We start from the raw sequence: 16,996 nt of genomic DNA on the forward strand, positions 1-16,996 counted from the left end.
ATCAGGCATCGTGATGCCACTGCGCTTCATCGTTCTGCGGGCGCGGGTGTTGCTTGCCTCGCCATCGGCGCTGCGTCGCCTCGCGCTCGCCTCGATCATCGCGAACGTCGGAATCGTGATCACCGGCGGGGCGGTCCGGCTCACCGGATCCGGTCTCGGCTGCCCCACCTGGCCCCGCTGCACCGACGACTCGTACGTCGCAACCGCCGAAATGGGCATCAACGGCGCGATCGAGTTCGGCAACCGGCTGCTCACGTACGTCGTCGGGCTGATCGCGCTGCTCGTGGTGGTCTCGGCGCTGCTGCAGCTGCCGCGCAGCCGCCGCACGGTCGTCCTCGCCGCCGCCGTGCTCGCGCAGATCCCGGCGCAGGCCGTGGTCGGCGGTGTGACCGTGCTCACCGACCTCAACCCGTGGGTGGTCGGCTGCCACTTCCTGGTGTCCATGGTCATCATCGGGTTCACCTACGCGCTGTGGCGGTCGGCGATCGACGACGCCGCCCGGGTCGACGCCCCGCACGAGCGGCCCACCTGGAGCGCCCCGCGCCCGCTGCGGTGGTTCGGCCTGTCGATCGTGGCGGTCACCGCCGCGGTGCTGTTCGTCGGCGTGGTGGTCACCGGCAGCGGCCCGCACGCCGGCGACGCCGACGCAAGGCGCAACAACCTCGACCCCCAGGCGGTGACCCAGTTGCACGCCGACGGCGTGTTCGTGCTCGTCGGGCTCACGGTCGGGATGCTGTTCGCGGTGTGGGCGGTCGACGCGACGCGGGTGGTGCGGCGGGCCGCCGTGCTGCTGCTCGTGGTCGAGTTGGCGCAGGGCCTGGTCGGGCTGGTGCAGTACCTCACCGACCTGCCCCGGCTGCTGGTCGGGGCCCACATGGCCGGGTCGTGTGCGGTGCTGCTGGCCGCGCTCGCGGTCCACTCGAACCTGCGCCGGGCGTACCGGGCCCCGCTCACGCGCGTCCGCGCGGATCTGCCCGAAGCGTTGACGCGGCCGCAACCGGCGGGCCCGAACGGTGGAGCGCCGGCCAACGGCGAGGCCGCGCTGCGACTCGGAGGCAGGACATGAGGGAGATCGTCGTCTTCAGCGGCAGCGCACACCCGGCGCTGGCCGACGAGATCTGCGCGCACCTCGGGCAGCCGCGGCAGCCCGTGACGATCAAGCGCTTCGCGAACGACTGCCTCGAGGTGCAACTGCAGGCCAACTGCCGCGACCGCGACGTATATATCGTGCAGCCGCTGGTGGCGCCGGTGCAGGAGCACCTGGTGGAGCTGCTGCTGATGCTCGACGCGGCGCGGGGCGCCTCGGCCGCCCGGATCACCGTGGTGATGCCGCACTTCGCGTACGCGCGCTCGGACAAGAAGGCCGCGCCGCGCATCTCGATCGGCGCCCGCCTGGTGGCCGACCTGCTGGTGACCGCCGGCGCCTCCCGCGTCCTCACGGTGACGCTGCACGCGCCCCAGGTGCACGGGTTCTTCAGCGTGCCCGTCGACCACCTGCACGCGCTGCGCGAACTGGCCGGGCACTTCCGGCGCTACGACCTGAGCGAGGCCGTGGTGGTCTCGCCCGACCTGGGCAACGCGAAGTCGGCGGCGGCGTTCGCGCGCATGCTCGGCGTGCCGGTCGCGGCCGGTGCGAAGGAACGCATCAACGACGACAAGGTCCGCATCACGGCGGTGATCGGCGAGGTCGACGACCGCGACGTGATCGTGCTCGACGACGAGATCGCCAAGGGCACCACGATGCTGGAACTGCTCGACCGGTTGCGGGAGCGCAAGGTCCGGTCGATCCGGGTGGCGTGCACCCACGGCCTGTTCGCGGCGGGTTCGCTGGAGAAGCTGGCCGCGCAGGAGGACGTCCTGGAGATCGTCGCCACGAACACGGTGCCGGTCGCAAACCGCTCGCCGAAGCTCCAGGTCCTGTCGGTGGCGCCGGCGCTGGCCGAGGCGATCCGCCGGATCCACAACGGCGAGTCGGTCAGCGCGCTGTTCGACTGACCGCGGCGGCCACCGCCGCAGCCACCGCCGCCGCCAGGCGTTCCGGTGCGCCTTCGGACATGCCGAGGAACAGCGAAGGCTCGGCCAGCTCCAGCTCCAGGAGAACCGGTGCGCCGGCCGCGTCCGGGATGAGGTCGACCCGGGCGTACAGGAGGTCGGCGCGGTCGAAGGGCACGGCGTCGAGCACCCGCTCGGCCACCGCCCGTTCGGCCGCTGAGGGCTCGCGCGGCGCGATCTCCTCCTCGCGGTACAGGCCCGCCACCCCGACGTCGGGACCGGTGAGGAGGGCGCCCTTGCGGATCGCGTGCGAGTACCGGCCGCCCAGGAAGACCAGCGCGGTCTCGCCGGCGGTGTCGACGGCGGACAGGTACGGCTGGATCATCACCGGCCGGCCGGCGTCGGCCAGGCGCCGCACGTGGGCCGCCGCCAGGTCCCGCTCCGCCGGGCCGTAGCGGCCGCTGTCGATCCCGCCGCAGCTGATGGTCGGCTTGACCACGACCATGCCGTCGGCCGGCGGGGTCCAGGAGCCGCCGGGCTCGACCCACTCGGTCGGCACGGTCGGTACGCCGGCGTCGACCAGCTCGCGCAGGTAGCGCTTGTCGGTGTTCCAGGCCAGCACCGGCGCCGGGTTGGCCAGTCGGGGAACGGCACCGGCCCAGGCGAGGAACCGATCGCGGCTCAGGTGGTAGTCCCACGTCGAGCGGACCAGGGCCAGGTCGTAGCCCGCCCAGTCGACGGCGGGGTCGTCCCACACCACCGGCTCGGCCGCCAGGCCGTGCTCCTTGAGCGGGGCGACGGCCAGCTCGTCGTCCGGGTCGAGGCCGTTCATGGGGGCACACGTGACGAGCGCGACCCGGGACGTACCCCGGGTCGCGCTGACGGTGGTGTTGGACTGTGGAACGGGTCTACCTCGCGTAGGCACGGCGGGCCATGGACCGCCAGAGGTCGTTGCTGGGGCGCATGTTGTCCATGAGCTCGCGCTCCCACTCATTCTCGACGACGACGCCAGCCCTGGCGCACGCCTCCCGAGCGACATCGGTGGCCGGAGCGAACTGATCGCCCCAGGCGCCATCGCCCCCCACGAGCACGATCCGACAACCGCGACGCCCGACATATTCGATGACTGCCTTCGCTCCACCGTGGTCGCCGGCGAACGACCGGAGCCCGGCAATGAGGCCACCGTCAACCGGCGCCTCAAGCGTCATCGTCGTATGGGAACCATCTGCCATGACGGCCACGATAAGCACATCGCGCCGCTCTGCGCCGGGTTTCGAAAGAGGTTTGTGACGCTGCACACTTGTCGATCACGTCGATTGGTGTCTGATTTGCCCCGATTCATCGAAACAAATGCCTGCTTAGACGCCTAGCGACTTCCACCCCTCGAAAGGGGCTCACATACACACCGTAATGGGCCGCGAAAGACGGCGCGTCTGGGGCATTCCGGACAGTGTCGGAGGCCCGACAGAACTGCTCAGGCGAGCAGCGCGTCGACGGCCACCGCGACGAAGAGCAGGGTCAGGTACGTGATCGACCAGTGGAAGAGGCGCATCGGACGGGTCGGTTCGCCCCGGAACGCCCGTCCAGCCAATCGATGAGCCTCGATCACGAAGAGTGCACCCACGACGATGGCCGTCAATCCGTAGATCGGGCTCATGCCGAGCGGCCACATCAGCAGCGACGCGATCACCGTGAGCCAGGTGTAGACGATGACCTCGATGCCGACCCGGCGCATGCTCGCCACCACCGGCAGCATCGGGATGCCGGCCCGGGCGTAGTCGTCCTTGAACTTGATGGCCAGCGCGTAGAAGTGCGGCGGCTGCCAGAGGAAGACCACCGCGAACAGCGCCCACGCCCGCACGTCGAGGCCGCCGGTGACCGCGGCCCAGCCGATGAGCACCGGTGCCGCCCCGCAGGCGCCGCCCCACACCGTGTTGGCCGGCGTGGTGCGCTTGAGCCACATCGTGTAGACGAGGTCGTAGTAGGCGATGGCGCCGACCGTCAGCGCGGTGGCCAGCGGATTGGTGAACGCCGCCATGAGAGCGGTGGACACGAGCCCGAGCACCAGACCGAACACCAGCGCGTTGCGCGGCGAGACGGTGTGGGTGACGAGCGGCCGGCGGGCCGTGCGCTTCATCAGGGGATCGATGTCGCGGTCGATGTAGCAGTTGAGCGCGTTGGCCGCACCGGCCGCGAGCGCGCCGCCCACCAGGACCACCACGAGCGTGGTGACCGGTGGCAGCCCACCCGCGGCGAGGAACATCGTCGGCAGCGTGGTGACCAGGAGCAGTTCGACGATGCGCGGCTTGGTGAGCGTCAGATATGCCTTTGCGACCGCGCCGTAGCGCGGTCGTGCCGCCGCGCGGGCACGCTTCCGGGCCTCGGCCAGTGCGCCGGGCGAAACGGGACGCAAGGGAAGGTCAGCAGCGGTGAGGACGGCGTTGCGAGACCGGCCGGACTGCTCGGTAACCGCCGTCACACACCCACCCCGAAATCGCTTGGTTTGCCGACCTTCGCGTTACGCGGCGGCCCTTGCGCATCCTAGAACAGCGCAAACGCGCCCCGGGGCGCGGCCCGCAAGATCCGTGCGGACCCGGAACCCCGCCGGCGTCCGTATGAAGAACGTCGGGCTAAAAACCGACTAAGTGAGCCTCGTTCACCGCCCCGGCCGGTGTTCAATAAGCCCAATGCCCGGCATGCGGGCAATGGGCAATCCGAAGGGTTCTCGGCCCAGGTGGTGGGTAGGGTCACGAGTGAGACATCAAATCGTTATTGAGGAGCAGCGAGCGCCGTGTCCACTGAAGCAAGTGTGTCCGCCGACCTGCCCGGATCCGGCGAGCTGACCTGGTCGGACCTCGACCGTCGCGCGACCGACACGGTCCGGGTCCTCGCGATGGACGCCGTGGAGAAGTCCGGCAACGGCCACCCCGGTACCGCGATGAGCCTGGCGCCGGCCGCGTACCTGTTGTTCAACCGGGTCCTACGGCACGACCCCACCGACCCCACGTGGCTCGGGCGCGACCGGTTCGTCCTGTCGGCCGGGCATTCCAGCCTGACCCTGTACATCCAGCTCTACCTCTCGGGCTACGGCCTGGCGCTCGACGACCTGAAGTCGCTGCGGCAGTGGGGCTCGCTGACCCCCGGCCACCCGGAGTACGGGCACACGGTCGGCGTCGAGACCACTACCGGCCCGCTCGGCCAGGGTCTCGGCAACGCGGTCGGCATGGCGATGGCCGCCCGCCGCGAGCGCGGCCTCTACGACCCCGACGCCGCGGCCGGCGAGAGCCCGTTCGACCACTTCGTCTACGCGATCTGCTCCGACGGCGACATCGAAGAGGGCATCAGCCACGAGGTGAGCGCGCTCGCCGGTCACCAGCAGCTGGGCAACCTCGTCTTCGTCTGGGACGACAACGAGATCTCGATCGAAGACGACACCCGCATCGCGAAGAGCGAAGACGTCGCCGCCCGGTACGAGGCGTACGGCTGGCACGTGCAGACCGTCGACTGGCGGGGCGCCGACGGCTACGCCGAAGACGTCCCGGCGCTGTACGCCGCGTTCCAGGCCGCGAAGGCCGAGACGTCGAAGCCGTCGTTCATCCGGCTGCGCACGGTGATCGGCTGGCCGGCGCCGAACAAGCAGAACACCGGCAAGATCCACGGCTCGGCGCTCGGCAAGGACGAGGTCGCCGCCACCAAGAAGGTGCTCGGCTTCGACCCCGAGAAGTCGTTCGAGGTCGCCGGCGACGTGCTCGACCACGCGCGCGAGGTGATCGAGCGCGGCCGGGCCCTGCACGCCGAGTGGAACAAGGGCTACGAGTCCTGGCGGGCCGCGAACGCCGAGCGCGCCGCGCTGCTCGACCGGCTCAGCACCCGCGCCCTGCCCGAGGGCTGGGTCGGCGCGCTGCCGGAGTTCAAGGCCGACGCCAAGGGCATCGCCACCCGGGCCGCGTCCGGCAAGGTGCTGGGCGCGCTCGCGCCGGTGCTGCCGGAGCTGTGGGGCGGCTCGGCTGACCTGGCCGAGAGCAACAACACCACGATGGAGGGCGAGCCGTCGTTCATCCCGTCGGAGTTCGCCACCAAGGCGTTCCCGGGTCACGAGTTCGGCCGCACGCTGCACTTCGGCATCCGCGAGCACGGGATGGGCGCCATCCTCAACGGCATCGTGCTGCACGGCGGCACCCGGCCGTACGGCGGCACGTTCCTGGTCTTCAGCGACTACATGCGGCCGGCGGTGCGGCTGGCCGCGCTGATGAAGATCCCGGTCATCTACGTGTGGACGCACGACTCCATCGGCCTCGGTGAAGACGGCCCCACCCACCAGCCGGTCGAGCACCTCACCGCGCTGCGGGCGATTCCGGGGCTCGACGTGGTGCGTCCGGGCGACGCCAACGAAACGGCGCAGGCCTGGAAGAACGCGCTGGAGCACACCGACCGGCCGACCGCGCTGGTGCTCACCCGGCAGAACCTGCCGATCGTCGACCGGGGCGAGTTCGCGTCGGCCGACGAGGTCGCCAAGGGTGGCTACGTCCTCAGGGACGCGTCCAACGGCCAGCCCCAGGTGATCCTCATCGCCACCGGGTCGGAGGTGCCGCTCGCCGTGGCCGCGCAGGAGCGGCTGGAGGCCGACGGCACGCCCACGCGCGTCGTCTCGATGCCGTGCCAGGAGTGGTTCCGCGAGCAGGACGCGGCCTACCAGGCCCGGGTGCTGCCGCCCGACGTGCTGGCCCGGGTCAGCGTCGAGGCCGGCATCGCGATGTCGTGGCGCGACCTCGTCGGCCCCTACGGCGAGTGCGTGAGCCTGGAGCACTACGGCGCCAGCGCTCCCTACCAGGTCCTGTTCGAGCAGTTCGGCTTCACCCCCGACCGGGTGGTCGCGTCGGCGCGGGCGTCGTTGTCGCGCGCCGGCGTCATCAAGGGCTCCACCACGGGCAACTGAAGGAGAGATCTCACAATGACGGACAGACTGGCTCAACTGAGCGCCGCCGGCGTCGCGGTATGGCTCGACGATCTCTCCCGGCTGCGGCTCGAGAGCGGCACCCTCGACGCGCTGCGGCGCGAGAACCACGTCGTCGGCGTCACCACGAACCCGACGATCTTCGCCAAGGCGCTCTCGTCCGCCGACGACTACGCGTGGCAGATCAAGGATCTTGCCGCGCGCGGGGTCACGGTCGACGAGGCCACCCGCATGCTCACCACGTACGACGTGCGCTGGGCGTGCGACGTGATGAAGCCCGCCTACGACGCGTCCAACGGCGCCGACGGGCGGGTGTCGATCGAGGTCGACCCGCGGCTGGCCCACGACACCGAGAAGACCATCGCCGAGGCGAAGGCGCTGTGGTGGCTGGTCGACCGGCCCAACCTGTTCATCAAGATCCCGGCCACCCGGGCGGGCATCCCGGCGATCACCGCCGTGCTCGCCGAGGGCATCTCGGTGAACGTCACGCTGATCTTCAGCCTGGAGCGCTACGGCGAGGTGATCGACGCGTTCCACGCCGGCATCGAGCAGGCCAAGACGAACGGCAAGGACCTCTCCGACCTGCAGTCGGTGGCGTCGTTCTTCGTGTCCCGGTTCGACACCGAGATCGACAAGCGGCTCGGCAAGATCGGCACCCCGGAGGCGCAGGCCCTGTTCGGCAAGGGCGCGATCGCCAACGCGCGCCTGGCCTACAAGCTGTACGAGGAGAAGTTCGCCACCGACCGGTGGAAGGCGCTCGCGGGCGCCAACCCGCAGCGGCCGCTGTGGGCGTCCACGTCGACCAAGAACCCCGAGTACCGCGACGTCATCTACGTCGAGGAGCTGATCGCGCCCGGCACCGTCAACACGATGCCCGAGCCGGTGATCCACGCGTTCGCCGACCACGGCGAGACCAAGGACTCGATCCGCCCGTTCTACGGGCAGGCCGAGCGCGAGATGCGCCAGCTCGCCGAGGTGGGCATCGACCTCGCCGACGTGTTCGACACGCTGGAGCGCGAGGGCGTCGAGAAGTTCGAGGCGTCCTGGAACGAGCTGCTCGACGGAGTCCAGAAGTCGCTCGACGCGGGGCGCAAGGGTGCCGACAAGCCCAACAAGGCGGCCGCGAAGTGAATCAGCTCGACATCGAGGGCGCCGCGGGGCTCTCCGTCCGTGGCGCCCGGCAGGTCCCGGGCGCCACCCAGGCGTACGACAAACTCGTGTCCGACGGCGTGGCGGCGAAGCTGCTCGACAAGGACCCGACGCTGTGGGGTCCGGCCGCCGAGGCGGAGTCGAAGATCCGGCTCGGCTGGGTCGACACCCACCGCCGCAGCCGCGAGCTGGTCCCCCGGCTCGCCGAGCTGCGCAAGGAGCTCACCGCGCGCGGGCTCGACCACGTCGTGCTCGCCGGCATGGGCGGCTCGTCACTGGCGCCCGAGGTGATCACCGCGACGCTCGGTGTCGCGCTGACGATCCTCGACACCACCGACCCGCACCAGATCCGGCGGGCGCTGGGCGACCGGCTCTCCCGCACGGTGGTGGTGGTCGCCAGCAAGTCCGGCTCGACGGTCGAGACCGACAGCCACCGCCGGGCCTACCTGACGGCCTTCGAGGACGCCGGGCTGGACAACATCGGTGGGCGATTTGTGGTCATCACCGACCCGGGATCACCTTTCGAGGGCACCGCCCGCGAGATGGGCGCGCACGTGGTGCTCGCCGACCCCGAGGTGGGCGGCCGGTACAGCGCGCTCACGGCGTTCGGGCTGGTGCCCAGCGCGCTGGCCGGCGTCAACATCGCCGAACTGCTCGACCAGGCGGAGGAGTTCTACGCCTCCCTCGGCGGCGACACCGGCAACCCGGCGCTCGCGCTGGGTGCGGCGCTCGGCGCCGCGGCGCTGTCGGGCCGCGACAAGGTCGCGCTGATCTCCGACGGCACCGGCATCACCGGCCTCGGCGACTGGGCCGAGCAGCTGATCGCCGAGTCCACCGGCAAGGACGGCCGCGGCATCCTGCCGGTCGTCGTCGAGACGCCCACCAGCCCCGGTGCCATCGGCTCCGACGTACTCACCGTCACCTACGGCGGTTCGCTCGGGCCCGACGCGGTGCCCGGTGGCGGGGTCACCCCGCACCTGGCCGTCAACGGCCCGCTCGGCGCACAGTTCCTGGCCTGGGAGTTCGCCACCGCGATCGCCGGCCGCGTGATCGGGATCAACCCGTTCGACCAGCCGAACGTCGCGGAGAGCAAGGAGAACACCAACCGCATCCTCGAGAACGGGCTGCCGTCGTCGCAGCCGTCCTTCACCGAGGGTGCCATCGAGGTGTACACGTCCGGCAGCGCGACCACGGTGTTCGACGCGGTCCACGAGCTGGTGACGGCCGCCGAGCCCGGCGGGTACGTGGCGGTCATGGCCTACCTCGACCGGATCGGTGACGCGGCGGCGGCCGACGTCCGCCCGGCGATCGCGGCGCAGACCGGCCGGTCGGTGACGTTCGGCTGGGGGCCGCGGTTCCTGCACTCGACCGGCCAGTACCACAAGGGCGGTCCGCAGGAGGGCGCGTTCCTGCAGATCACCGGCGTCGTCACCGACGACCTGCCGGTGCCGGGCCGGCCGTTCACGTTCGGCGAGCTGATCGCCGCGCAGGCCGGCGGCGACCGGCAGGCACTCAGCGGCCGGCACCGTCCGCTGCTGCACCTGCACCTCACCGACCGGTCGGCCGGTATCGCCCAGCTGGTCAAGGCCCTCCAAAAAGGCTAAGGAAGATGAAAATCTCCACGAACCCGCTCCGGGACCCGCAGGACCGTCGGCTCCCGCGGATCCCGGAGCCGTGCGCCCTGGTGATCTTCGGCGTCACCGGCGACCTGGCCCGCAAGAAGCTGATCCCGGCGGTCTACGACCTGGCCAACCGGGGCCTGCTGCCGCCGGGCTTCGTCGTGCTGGGCTTCGCGCGGCGCGACTGGGGCGACGGCGACTTCGAGACGATCGCGAAAGCGGCCGCGCAGAAGCACGCCCGCACCCCGTGGAGCGAGGACGTCTGGTCCCGGGTGCACGGCAACATCATGTTCGTGCCCGGGTCGTTCGAAGACGACACCGCGTTCGACCAGCTCGCCCAGACGCTCGACGACCTGCACAAGACGCACGGCATCCCGGGCAACGCGGCGTTCTACCTGTCGATCCCGCCGTCGGCGTTCCCGATCGTGCTCAAGCAGCTCGGGCGCACCGGCATGGCCGACAACAAGCGCAGCGGCGGCTGGCGCCGGGTCATCGTGGAGAAGCCGTTCGGCAACGACCAGGAGTCGGCCAAGCAGCTCGACGCGCTTGTCGACGACGTGTTCACGCCGCGCGACGTGTTCCGCATCGACCACTACCTGGGCAAGGAGACGGTTCAGAACATCCTCGCCCTCCGGTTCGCGAACACGCTGTTCGAGCCGGTGTGGAACTCGCACCACGTCGACTCGGTGCAGATCACGATGGCCGAGGACGTCGGCATCGGCACGCGGGCCGCGTTCTACGACTCGGTCGGCACCGCCCGCGACGTGGTGCAGAACCACCTCATGCAGCTGCTCGCGCTGATCGCGATGGAGGAGCCGACCAGCTTCTCCCCCAACCAGATCCGCGCCGAGAAGCTCAAGGTGCTGCGGGCGATCGCGCCGCCCACCGACGTCGCCGCCGACTCGGTGCGCGGGCAGTACCTGCCCGGCTGGGTCGCCGGCGAGCGGGTCAAGGGCTACCTCGAGGAAGACAACATCCCGGCGGGCTCGACCACCGAGACGTACGTGGCCATCAAGCTCGGCATCCAGAACCGCCGCTGGGCCGGCGTGCCGTTCTACGTGCGGGCCGGCAAGCGGCTGCCGCGCCGGGTCACCGAGATCGCGATGCTGTTCAAGAAGGCGCCGCACCTGCCGTTCGACGCCGACGACGTCGAGATGCTCGGCAACAACCAACTGGTCATCCGGGTGCAGCCCGACGAGGGCGTCGTGCTCAAGTTCGGCTCGAAGGTGCCCGGCACCGCGATGGAGCTCCGCGACATCGCGATGGACTTCTCCTACGGCGAGGCGTTCACCGACTCCAGCCCCGAGGCCTACGAACGGCTCGTGCTCGACGTCCTCATCGGCGACAAGACGCTGTTCCCGGACGCCGCCGAGGTCGAGGCCAGCTGGGCCGTGATCGATCCGCTGGAGGAGGCGTGGGCCGGCACGACACCGGCCACCTACCGGTCCGGGGAGTGGGGGCCACGCGCGGCTGACGAGATGCTCGGCCGCGACGGCCGCGCTTGGAGGCGGGCATAGTGATTTCTCTCTGGGATACCGACGGCGAGTCCGTCACGCACGCGCTCGCGTCGGAGCGTCGCTCCGCCGGCGGCGTCGCGAGCGGGCTCGCGCTGAGCCTCGTCGTGGTCGTCGATGAAAAAAGAATCCGGGACGCCGAGGCAGCGGCCACGATTGCCGCGGCCGCGCACCCGTGCCGGATCATCATCGTCGCCCGGTACGACGTGAAGACCGAGCAGTCGCGGCTCGACGCCGAGATCGTGGTCGGCGGGCGGCTCGGCCCGTGCGAGGCGGTCGTGATGCGCATGCGCGGGCGGCTCGCCCTGCACGCCGAGTCGGTGGTCATGCCGCTGCTGGCGCCCGACGTGCCGGTGGTCACCTGGTGGCACATGGTGCCGCCCGACCGGATCGCGCACGACCCGCTGGGCGTGGTGGCCGACCGCCGGATCACCGACGCCGGCCAGTCCCCCGACCCGGTGGCCGCGCTGCGCACCCGGGCCGACGACTACGCCCCCGGCGACACCGACCTGGCCTGGACGCGTACCACGCCGTGGCGCACGCTGATCGCCGGCGCGTTCGACGCGTTCCAGGGCCCGATCGAGGCCGTCTGCGTGCGGGCGCCGGAGAACGACCCGAGCGGGGTTCTGCTCGCCGGCTGGATGAAGGCCCGGCTCGGCGTCACGCCGACGCTGGAGTCGGCGTCGACGCTCTCCGGTGTGCGGGTGACGCTCGGCGGCGGCGTCGACGTCGAACTGGAGGCCCAGCGCGACAACACCGCCATCCTGCGGCGGCCCGGCCTGCCCGACCGCATCCTGCCGCTGTCCGGCCGGGCGCTCGGCGACGAACTCGCCGAGGAGTTGCGGCGGCTCGACCCCGACCAGCCGTACGCGGCGGCGCTGAGCGCGGCCACCGGCGCCACCGGGCTCGACCAGCGGACGCCGGTGCGGGTGCACGTCTGGCACGACCCGGCGCTGGCCGAGCGTCCCGAAGCCGTTTACGCCCAGTAGGGTTCGCGCGTGACCTCTGAAACCTCGGTCGTCGTCCACTCCGACCCGGACGTTCTCGCGCACGCCGCCGCCGCCCGGCTCGCGATCCGGCTGCTCGACGCCCAGGCCGTACGCGGCACCGCGTCGGTGGTGCTGACCGGCGGCACCATCGCCGCGAAGCTGTACCGCGCGCTGGCCGAGGCGCCCGTCCGCGACGCCGTGGACTGGTCACACGTCCACTTCTGGTGGGGCGACGAGCGGTTCGTGGCCGCCGACAGCCCCGACCGCAACGAGAAGCAGGCCCGCGAGGCCCTGCTCGACCACATCCCGGTCGACCCCGCGCTGGTGCACCCCATGCCGGCGTCCGACGGCCCCGACGGCGACGACCCGGAGGCCGCGGCCGCGCGGTACGCCGAGGAGCTGGCGGCGGCGGCGAAGCCGGGCACGGCGCGGCTGCCCCACTTCGACGTGGTACTGCTGGGCGTCGGCGAGGACGGGCATGTCGCGTCGGTGTTCCCCGAACACCCGGCGGCCTACGAGACCCGCCCGGTGTCGGCGGTGCGGGGCAGCCCCAAGCCGCCCCCGATGCGAACCACGCTCACCCTGCCCGCGATCAACACCGCCGAGGAGGTCTGGCTGATCGCGGCCGGCTCCGGCAAGACCGACGCGGTGGGGCTGGCGCTGAGCGGCGCCGGGCCGGTGCAGATCCCGGCGGCCGGCGTCCACGGCCTGGAGCGCACGTTCTGGCTCCTCGACCGAGCCGCGGCGGCGAAAGTCGCCCCGAAGTTCCGAAGCCTCCGCCGCTAGCGGTTCGACGCCTGCAAGATCGCTGTCCGAGGCGGCTTCCTCCCTCGGACAGCGATCTTGGGCGGGAAGGCATGGTCAGCAGCGCGAATGCGTCCGAGCCTCCCACGAATCGTCACAAATCGCGCGGGCGCACCATGCCTCGCCCGGGCTCATGGCGCCCGGGGCTCTCGACGAGGGTCAGCGGCGGCGTTGCCGCAGCGCGGCCAGGGCCTCAGCCAGGATCGCCGCGCCGTCTTCGTCGGAGCGGCGCTCCTTCACGTACGCGAGGTGACTCTTGTACGGCTCGGCCCGGTGCGCGGGCGGCGGGTTGTGCTCGTCCTGGCCCGCGGGGCCGCCGCAGTGCGGGCAGTCCCAGGTGGCGGGGGCGTCGACGCCCATCGCGAACGAGGGCTCGGTGACGTGCCCGTTGGCGCAGAAGTAGCGGAATATGCGGCGGGGCACCTGTTCGGAGCGTTCGCTCCACCGGACGGGGCCACCACCCACACGGGTGCCTCGGATCGCGTTTCCACCACCCACTGCGAACTCCCCTGGGATGCGCTGTCGAAAAAATGACTCGTGCGCGGTCCGTAACCGGACCGCGCACGAGTTTATGCGCAGATGGGTAGTTACGAGTTACCCGTCGCCATGGCAACCTTCAGCCACAAGCCCAAACCGACAATGCAGGCGAACCAGATAATGCCGACAAGGATCGTGTACCGGTCGAGGTTCTTCTCCGCGACCGAGGAGCCGGCCAGGCTGGAGGACACGCCACCGCCGAACATGCTGGACAGGCCGCCACCCTTGCCGCGGTGCAGCAGCACCAGCATCGTCAACAGGACGCTCGTGATCACGAGGAGCACGATCAGCGTGTATGCGAACGCCATCATCGCGGGCGGTTTCCTTCCTGACATGAAGACGCGGCCGACAACATCGGCCGACGACGTACAACAGGATAGCCGTACGGCGATAGTTCGGCTCGCCCGGCCACGGTGCGTGGTGTCTAGACGCCCAAACGGCAGATCAACGTGAAGTCCTTCGGGTCGAGGCTGGCCCCGCCCACCAGGGCTCCGTCGATGTCGGGCTGCGCCATGATCGCGGCGACGTTGTTGCCCTTCACCGAACCGCCGTACAGGATCCGGACCCGGTCGGCGGTGTTGCCGTACGCGTCGGCCAGCCGGTTGCGGAGCGCGCCGATGACCTCCTGCGCGTCCTCCGGCGTGGCCGTCTTGCCGGTGCCGATCGCCCACACCGGCTCGTAGGCGATCACGACCTTCTCGACGTCGTCGGCCTTGAACTTGGCCAGCGCGCCGTCGAGTTGGGCCACCGTGTACGCGACGTGCTCGCCCGACTCGCGGATGTCGAGGCCCTCGCCCACGCAGATGATCGGCGTGATCTCGTTGGCCAGGGCGGCCCGCGCCTTGGCGTTGACGAGCGCGTCGTCCTCGTTGTGGTACTGGCGCCGCTCGGAGTGGCCGACCACCACGTACGAGCAGCCCATCTTGGCCAGCATCGGGCCGGACACCTCACCGGTGTACGCGCCCTTCGGGTGCGCCGAGAGGTCCTGCGCGCCGTAGCCGATCAGCAGCTTGTCGCCGTCGACCAGCGTCTGCACCGACCGGATCGCGGTGAACGGCGGCAGCACCACCACCTCGACGTCGGTGAGCTGCTTCTCCGTGAGCGAGAACGCCAACTTCTGGGTGAGCCCGATGGCCTCCAGGTGGTTGCCGTTCATCTTCCAGTTGCCGGCCATAAGAGGACGCCGCAACGATGCCATCAGGACTCCAGGGCCGAGACGCCGGGCAATTCCTTGCCCTCCAGGAATTCCAACGACGCCCCGCCGCCGGTCGAGATGTGCCCGAACGCCTGCTCGTCGATGCCGAGCGCCCGCACCGCCGCCGCCGAGTCGCCACCGCCGACGACGGTGAACCCGTCGACCTTGGTGATGGCCTCCGCGACACCCCGGGTGCCGGCGGCGAACGGCGCCAACTCGAACACGCCCATCGGGCCGTTCCAGAAGACGGTCTTCGCGCCGTTCAGGGCGTCGGCGAACGCCGCGGTCGAATCGGGGCCGATGTCGAGCCCGAGCCGGTCGGCCGGGATCGCGTCGGCCGCGACGACGTCGTGCGCAGCGGACGCCGAGAACTCGGTGGCCGCGACCACGTCGACCGGCAGCACCAGCTTGTCGCCGGCCTCGTCGAGCAGCTTGCCGCAGGTGTCGATCATGTCGGCTTCGAGCAGGGACTTACCGACCTCGTGGCCCTGGGCCTTGAGGAACGTGAAGCACATGCCGCCGCCGACGAGCAGCTTGTCGACCTTCGGCAGCAGCGCGTTGATGACCGCGAGCTTGTCGGAGACCTTCGAGCCCCCGAGCACCACCACGTACGGCCGTTCCGGCTGGCCGGTGAGCTTGCGCAGCACCTCGACCTCGCGCAGCACCAGCCCGCCCGCGTACGCGGGGAGCAGCTTCGCGACGTCGTACACGCTGGCGTGCTTGCGGTGCACCGCGCCGAAGGCATCGTCCACATAGGACTGTCCGAACGCCGCGAGCTGCTTGGCGAACTCGAGCCGCTCGCCCTCGTCCTTGCTCGTCTCCCCCGGGTTGAACCGCAGGTTCTCCAGGAGCGCGACGTCGCCGGCGCCCAGCGCGTCCACTGTGGAGCGTGCCGACGGCCCGACCGTGTCGGCGGCGAACGCGACCGGCGAGTCCAACAACTCGCCGAGGCGCGCGGCGACCGGCGCGAGGGTGAAAGCGGGGTCGGGCGCGCCCTTCGGGCGGCCCAGGTGCGAGCAGACGACGACCGCGGCGCCCGAGCGCACCAGGGCCTGGATCGTCGGCAGCACCGCGCGGATGCGCCCGTCGTCGGCGATGACGCCGGGCTTCTCCTTCTCGAACGGGACGTTGAGGTCGGCGCGCACGAGCACGCGCCGACCTTCGACCCCCTCGGTGAGCAGGTCGTCGAGAGTCTTCATCAGAGCGACGAACCGACCTTCACGACGAGGTCGACGAGGCGGTTCGAGTAGCCCCACTCGTTGTCGTACCAGCCGACGACCTTCACCAGGTTGCCGCTGGCCTTGGTGAGCGGCGCGTCGAAGATGCAGCTCGCCGGGTCGGTGACGATGTCGGACGACACGATCGGGTCTTCGGTGTAGGTGAGGATGCCGTTCAGCGGGCCGTTGGCGGCCGCCTTCACCGCGGCGTTGACCTCGTCGGCGGTGACCTCGCGCGACAGCGTGACGGTGAGGTCGGTGGCCGAGCCGGTGGGGATCGGCACGCGCAACGCGAACCCGTCGAGCTTGCCCTTGAGCTCCGGCATCACCAGGCCGATCGCCTTCGCGGCACCGGTGGACGTGGGGACCACGTTCAGTGCGGCGGCGCGGGCGCGACGCAGGTCCTTGTGCGGGCCGTCCTGCAGGTTCTGGTCCTGCGTGTAGGCGTGGATCGTGGTCATGAGACCACGCTCGATGCCGAACGCGTCGTTGATCGCCTTCGCCATCGGCGCCAGGCAGTTCGTGGTGCAGCTCGCGTTCGAGATGATGTTGTGCTTCGCCGGGTCGTACTTGTCGTCGTTGACGCCGAGCACGACGGTGAAGTCCTCGCCCTTGGCCGGCGCCGAGATGATGACCTTCTTGGCCCCACCCTCGACGTGCGCCTTGGCCTTCGCGGCGTCGGTGAACAGGCCGGTCGACTCGATCACCACGTCGGCGCCGAGGTCGCCCCAGGGCAGCTTGCCCGGGTCGCGCTCCTCGAAGACCTTGAACGTCTTGCCGCCGACGGTGATGTCGTCGGCCGTCGCCTTCACCTCGTGGCCGAGGCGGCCCAGGATGCTGTCGTACTTGAGCAGGTGCGCCAGCGTGGCGTTGTCGGTGAGGTCGTTGACGGCCACGACTTCGATGTCGGCGCCCTTCGCGAGGGCGGCACGGAAGAAGTTGCGGCCGATCCGGCCGAAGCCGTTGATACCAACCCGGACGGTCATTGACGGTCTCCTAGCATTGTCGCGCCGGCACCATTCCCGG

Annotated in this window: 16 protein-coding genes; 8 read left to right on the plus strand and 8 right to left on the minus strand. The window is 70.7% G+C overall.

Annotated features, from left to right (window positions below; translation table 11 throughout):
- Positions 1-13: 13 nt before the first annotated feature.
- Positions 14-1,066 carry a COX15/CtaA family protein gene (locus Vau01_RS32500; protein ID WP_204000870.1) on the plus strand — a complete coding sequence of 351 codons (1,053 nt, stop codon included), beginning with the start codon at positions 14-16 and terminating at the stop codon, positions 1,064-1,066.
- Entirely contained in the window at positions 1,063-1,995 is a 933-nt protein-coding gene (locus Vau01_RS32505) for a ribose-phosphate diphosphokinase (RefSeq protein WP_204000602.1), read from the plus strand. Before Vau01_RS32500 ends, Vau01_RS32505 begins: the two co-directional genes overlap by 4 nt.
- Here Vau01_RS32505 and Vau01_RS32510 read toward each other — a convergent pair.
- From Vau01_RS32510 to Vau01_RS32520, 3 genes are all read right to left on the minus strand, one after another.
- Positions 1,976-2,917 carry a DcsG N-terminal domain-containing protein gene (locus tag Vau01_RS32510; RefSeq protein ID WP_204000605.1) on the minus strand — a complete coding sequence of 314 codons (942 nt, stop codon included), beginning with the start codon at positions 2,915-2,917 and terminating at the stop codon, positions 1,976-1,978. The two genes, Vau01_RS32505 and Vau01_RS32510, sit on opposite strands and share 20 nt — an antisense overlap.
- Positions 2,901-3,224, minus strand: coding sequence for a hypothetical protein (locus Vau01_RS32515; RefSeq protein WP_204000607.1), 324 nt, complete (start codon positions 3,222-3,224; stop codon positions 2,901-2,903). Before Vau01_RS32515 ends, Vau01_RS32510 begins: the two co-directional genes overlap by 17 nt.
- Before the next feature lie 242 nt (positions 3,225-3,466).
- Positions 3,467-4,381, minus strand: coding sequence for a heme o synthase (locus tag Vau01_RS32520; protein ID WP_308440498.1), 915 nt, complete (start codon positions 4,379-4,381; stop codon positions 3,467-3,469).
- A gap of 420 nt (positions 4,382-4,801) precedes the next feature.
- Here Vau01_RS32520 and tkt point away from each other — a divergent pair, with 420 nt between their 5' ends.
- From tkt to pgl, 6 genes are read left to right on the plus strand one after another with little or no spacing between them, the layout of a single operon-like run.
- The gene (gene tkt, locus Vau01_RS32525) at positions 4,802-6,928 is read left to right on the plus strand and encodes a transketolase (RefSeq protein WP_204000874.1); all 2,127 of its coding nucleotides are present in this window, start codon (positions 4,802-4,804) and stop codon (positions 6,926-6,928) included.
- Positions 6,929-6,943: 15 nt separating this feature from the next.
- Positions 6,944-8,077 (plus strand): transaldolase, encoded by a 1,134-nt coding sequence (gene tal / locus Vau01_RS32530; protein WP_204000610.1) that lies wholly within the window; start codon positions 6,944-6,946, stop codon positions 8,075-8,077.
- On the plus strand, positions 8,074-9,699 hold the full coding sequence (locus Vau01_RS32535; protein WP_204000612.1) for a phosphoglucose isomerase-related protein: 1,626 nt from the start codon (positions 8,074-8,076) through the stop codon (positions 9,697-9,699). Before tal ends, Vau01_RS32535 begins: the two co-directional genes overlap by 4 nt.
- A 5-nt stretch (positions 9,700-9,704) precedes the next feature.
- Positions 9,705-11,231: a glucose-6-phosphate dehydrogenase gene (gene zwf, locus Vau01_RS32540; RefSeq protein ID WP_204000614.1), complete on the plus strand. Its 1,527-nt coding sequence runs from the start codon at positions 9,705-9,707 to the stop codon at positions 11,229-11,231.
- Positions 11,231-12,217 (plus strand): glucose-6-phosphate dehydrogenase assembly protein OpcA, encoded by a 987-nt coding sequence (locus Vau01_RS32545; RefSeq protein ID WP_204000615.1) that lies wholly within the window; start codon positions 11,231-11,233, stop codon positions 12,215-12,217. The genes zwf and Vau01_RS32545 overlap by 1 nt, the downstream gene beginning before the upstream one ends.
- A 9-nt stretch (positions 12,218-12,226) precedes the next feature.
- The gene (gene pgl, locus Vau01_RS32550; protein WP_204000617.1) at positions 12,227-13,003 is read left to right on the plus strand and encodes a 6-phosphogluconolactonase; all 777 of its coding nucleotides are present in this window, start codon (positions 12,227-12,229) and stop codon (positions 13,001-13,003) included.
- A 177-nt stretch (positions 13,004-13,180) separates the two neighbouring features.
- Here the strand turns inward: pgl and Vau01_RS32555 are convergent, their stop codons facing one another.
- The 5 genes from Vau01_RS32555 to gap all read right to left on the minus strand — a co-directional run bounded on the left by Vau01_RS32555 (position 13,181) and on the right by gap (position 16,956).
- Positions 13,181-13,519 (minus strand): RNA polymerase-binding protein RbpA, encoded by a 339-nt coding sequence (locus Vau01_RS32555; RefSeq protein ID WP_204000619.1) that lies wholly within the window; start codon positions 13,517-13,519, stop codon positions 13,181-13,183.
- 89 nt (positions 13,520-13,608) lie between these two features.
- Positions 13,609-13,869: a preprotein translocase subunit SecG gene (gene secG, locus Vau01_RS32560; RefSeq protein ID WP_204000620.1), complete on the minus strand. Its 261-nt coding sequence runs from the start codon at positions 13,867-13,869 to the stop codon at positions 13,609-13,611.
- 113 nt (positions 13,870-13,982) lie between these two features.
- Complete coding sequence (gene tpiA / locus Vau01_RS32565; RefSeq protein ID WP_204000622.1) at positions 13,983-14,756, minus strand: triose-phosphate isomerase; 774 nt, start codon at positions 14,754-14,756, stop codon at positions 13,983-13,985.
- Positions 14,756-15,952, minus strand: coding sequence for a phosphoglycerate kinase (locus tag Vau01_RS32570; RefSeq protein WP_204000624.1), 1,197 nt, complete (start codon positions 15,950-15,952; stop codon positions 14,756-14,758). Before Vau01_RS32570 ends, tpiA begins: the two co-directional genes overlap by 1 nt.
- The gene (gene gap / locus Vau01_RS32575) at positions 15,952-16,956 is read right to left on the minus strand and encodes a type I glyceraldehyde-3-phosphate dehydrogenase (protein ID WP_204000625.1); all 1,005 of its coding nucleotides are present in this window, start codon (positions 16,954-16,956) and stop codon (positions 15,952-15,954) included. The genes Vau01_RS32570 and gap overlap by 1 nt, the downstream gene beginning before the upstream one ends.
- Between the last annotated feature and the right edge of the window lie 40 nt (positions 16,957-16,996).

This window comes from Virgisporangium aurantiacum, from assembly GCF_016863635.1.
Classification (GTDB): domain Bacteria; phylum Actinomycetota; class Actinomycetes; order Mycobacteriales; family Micromonosporaceae; genus Virgisporangium; species Virgisporangium aurantiacum.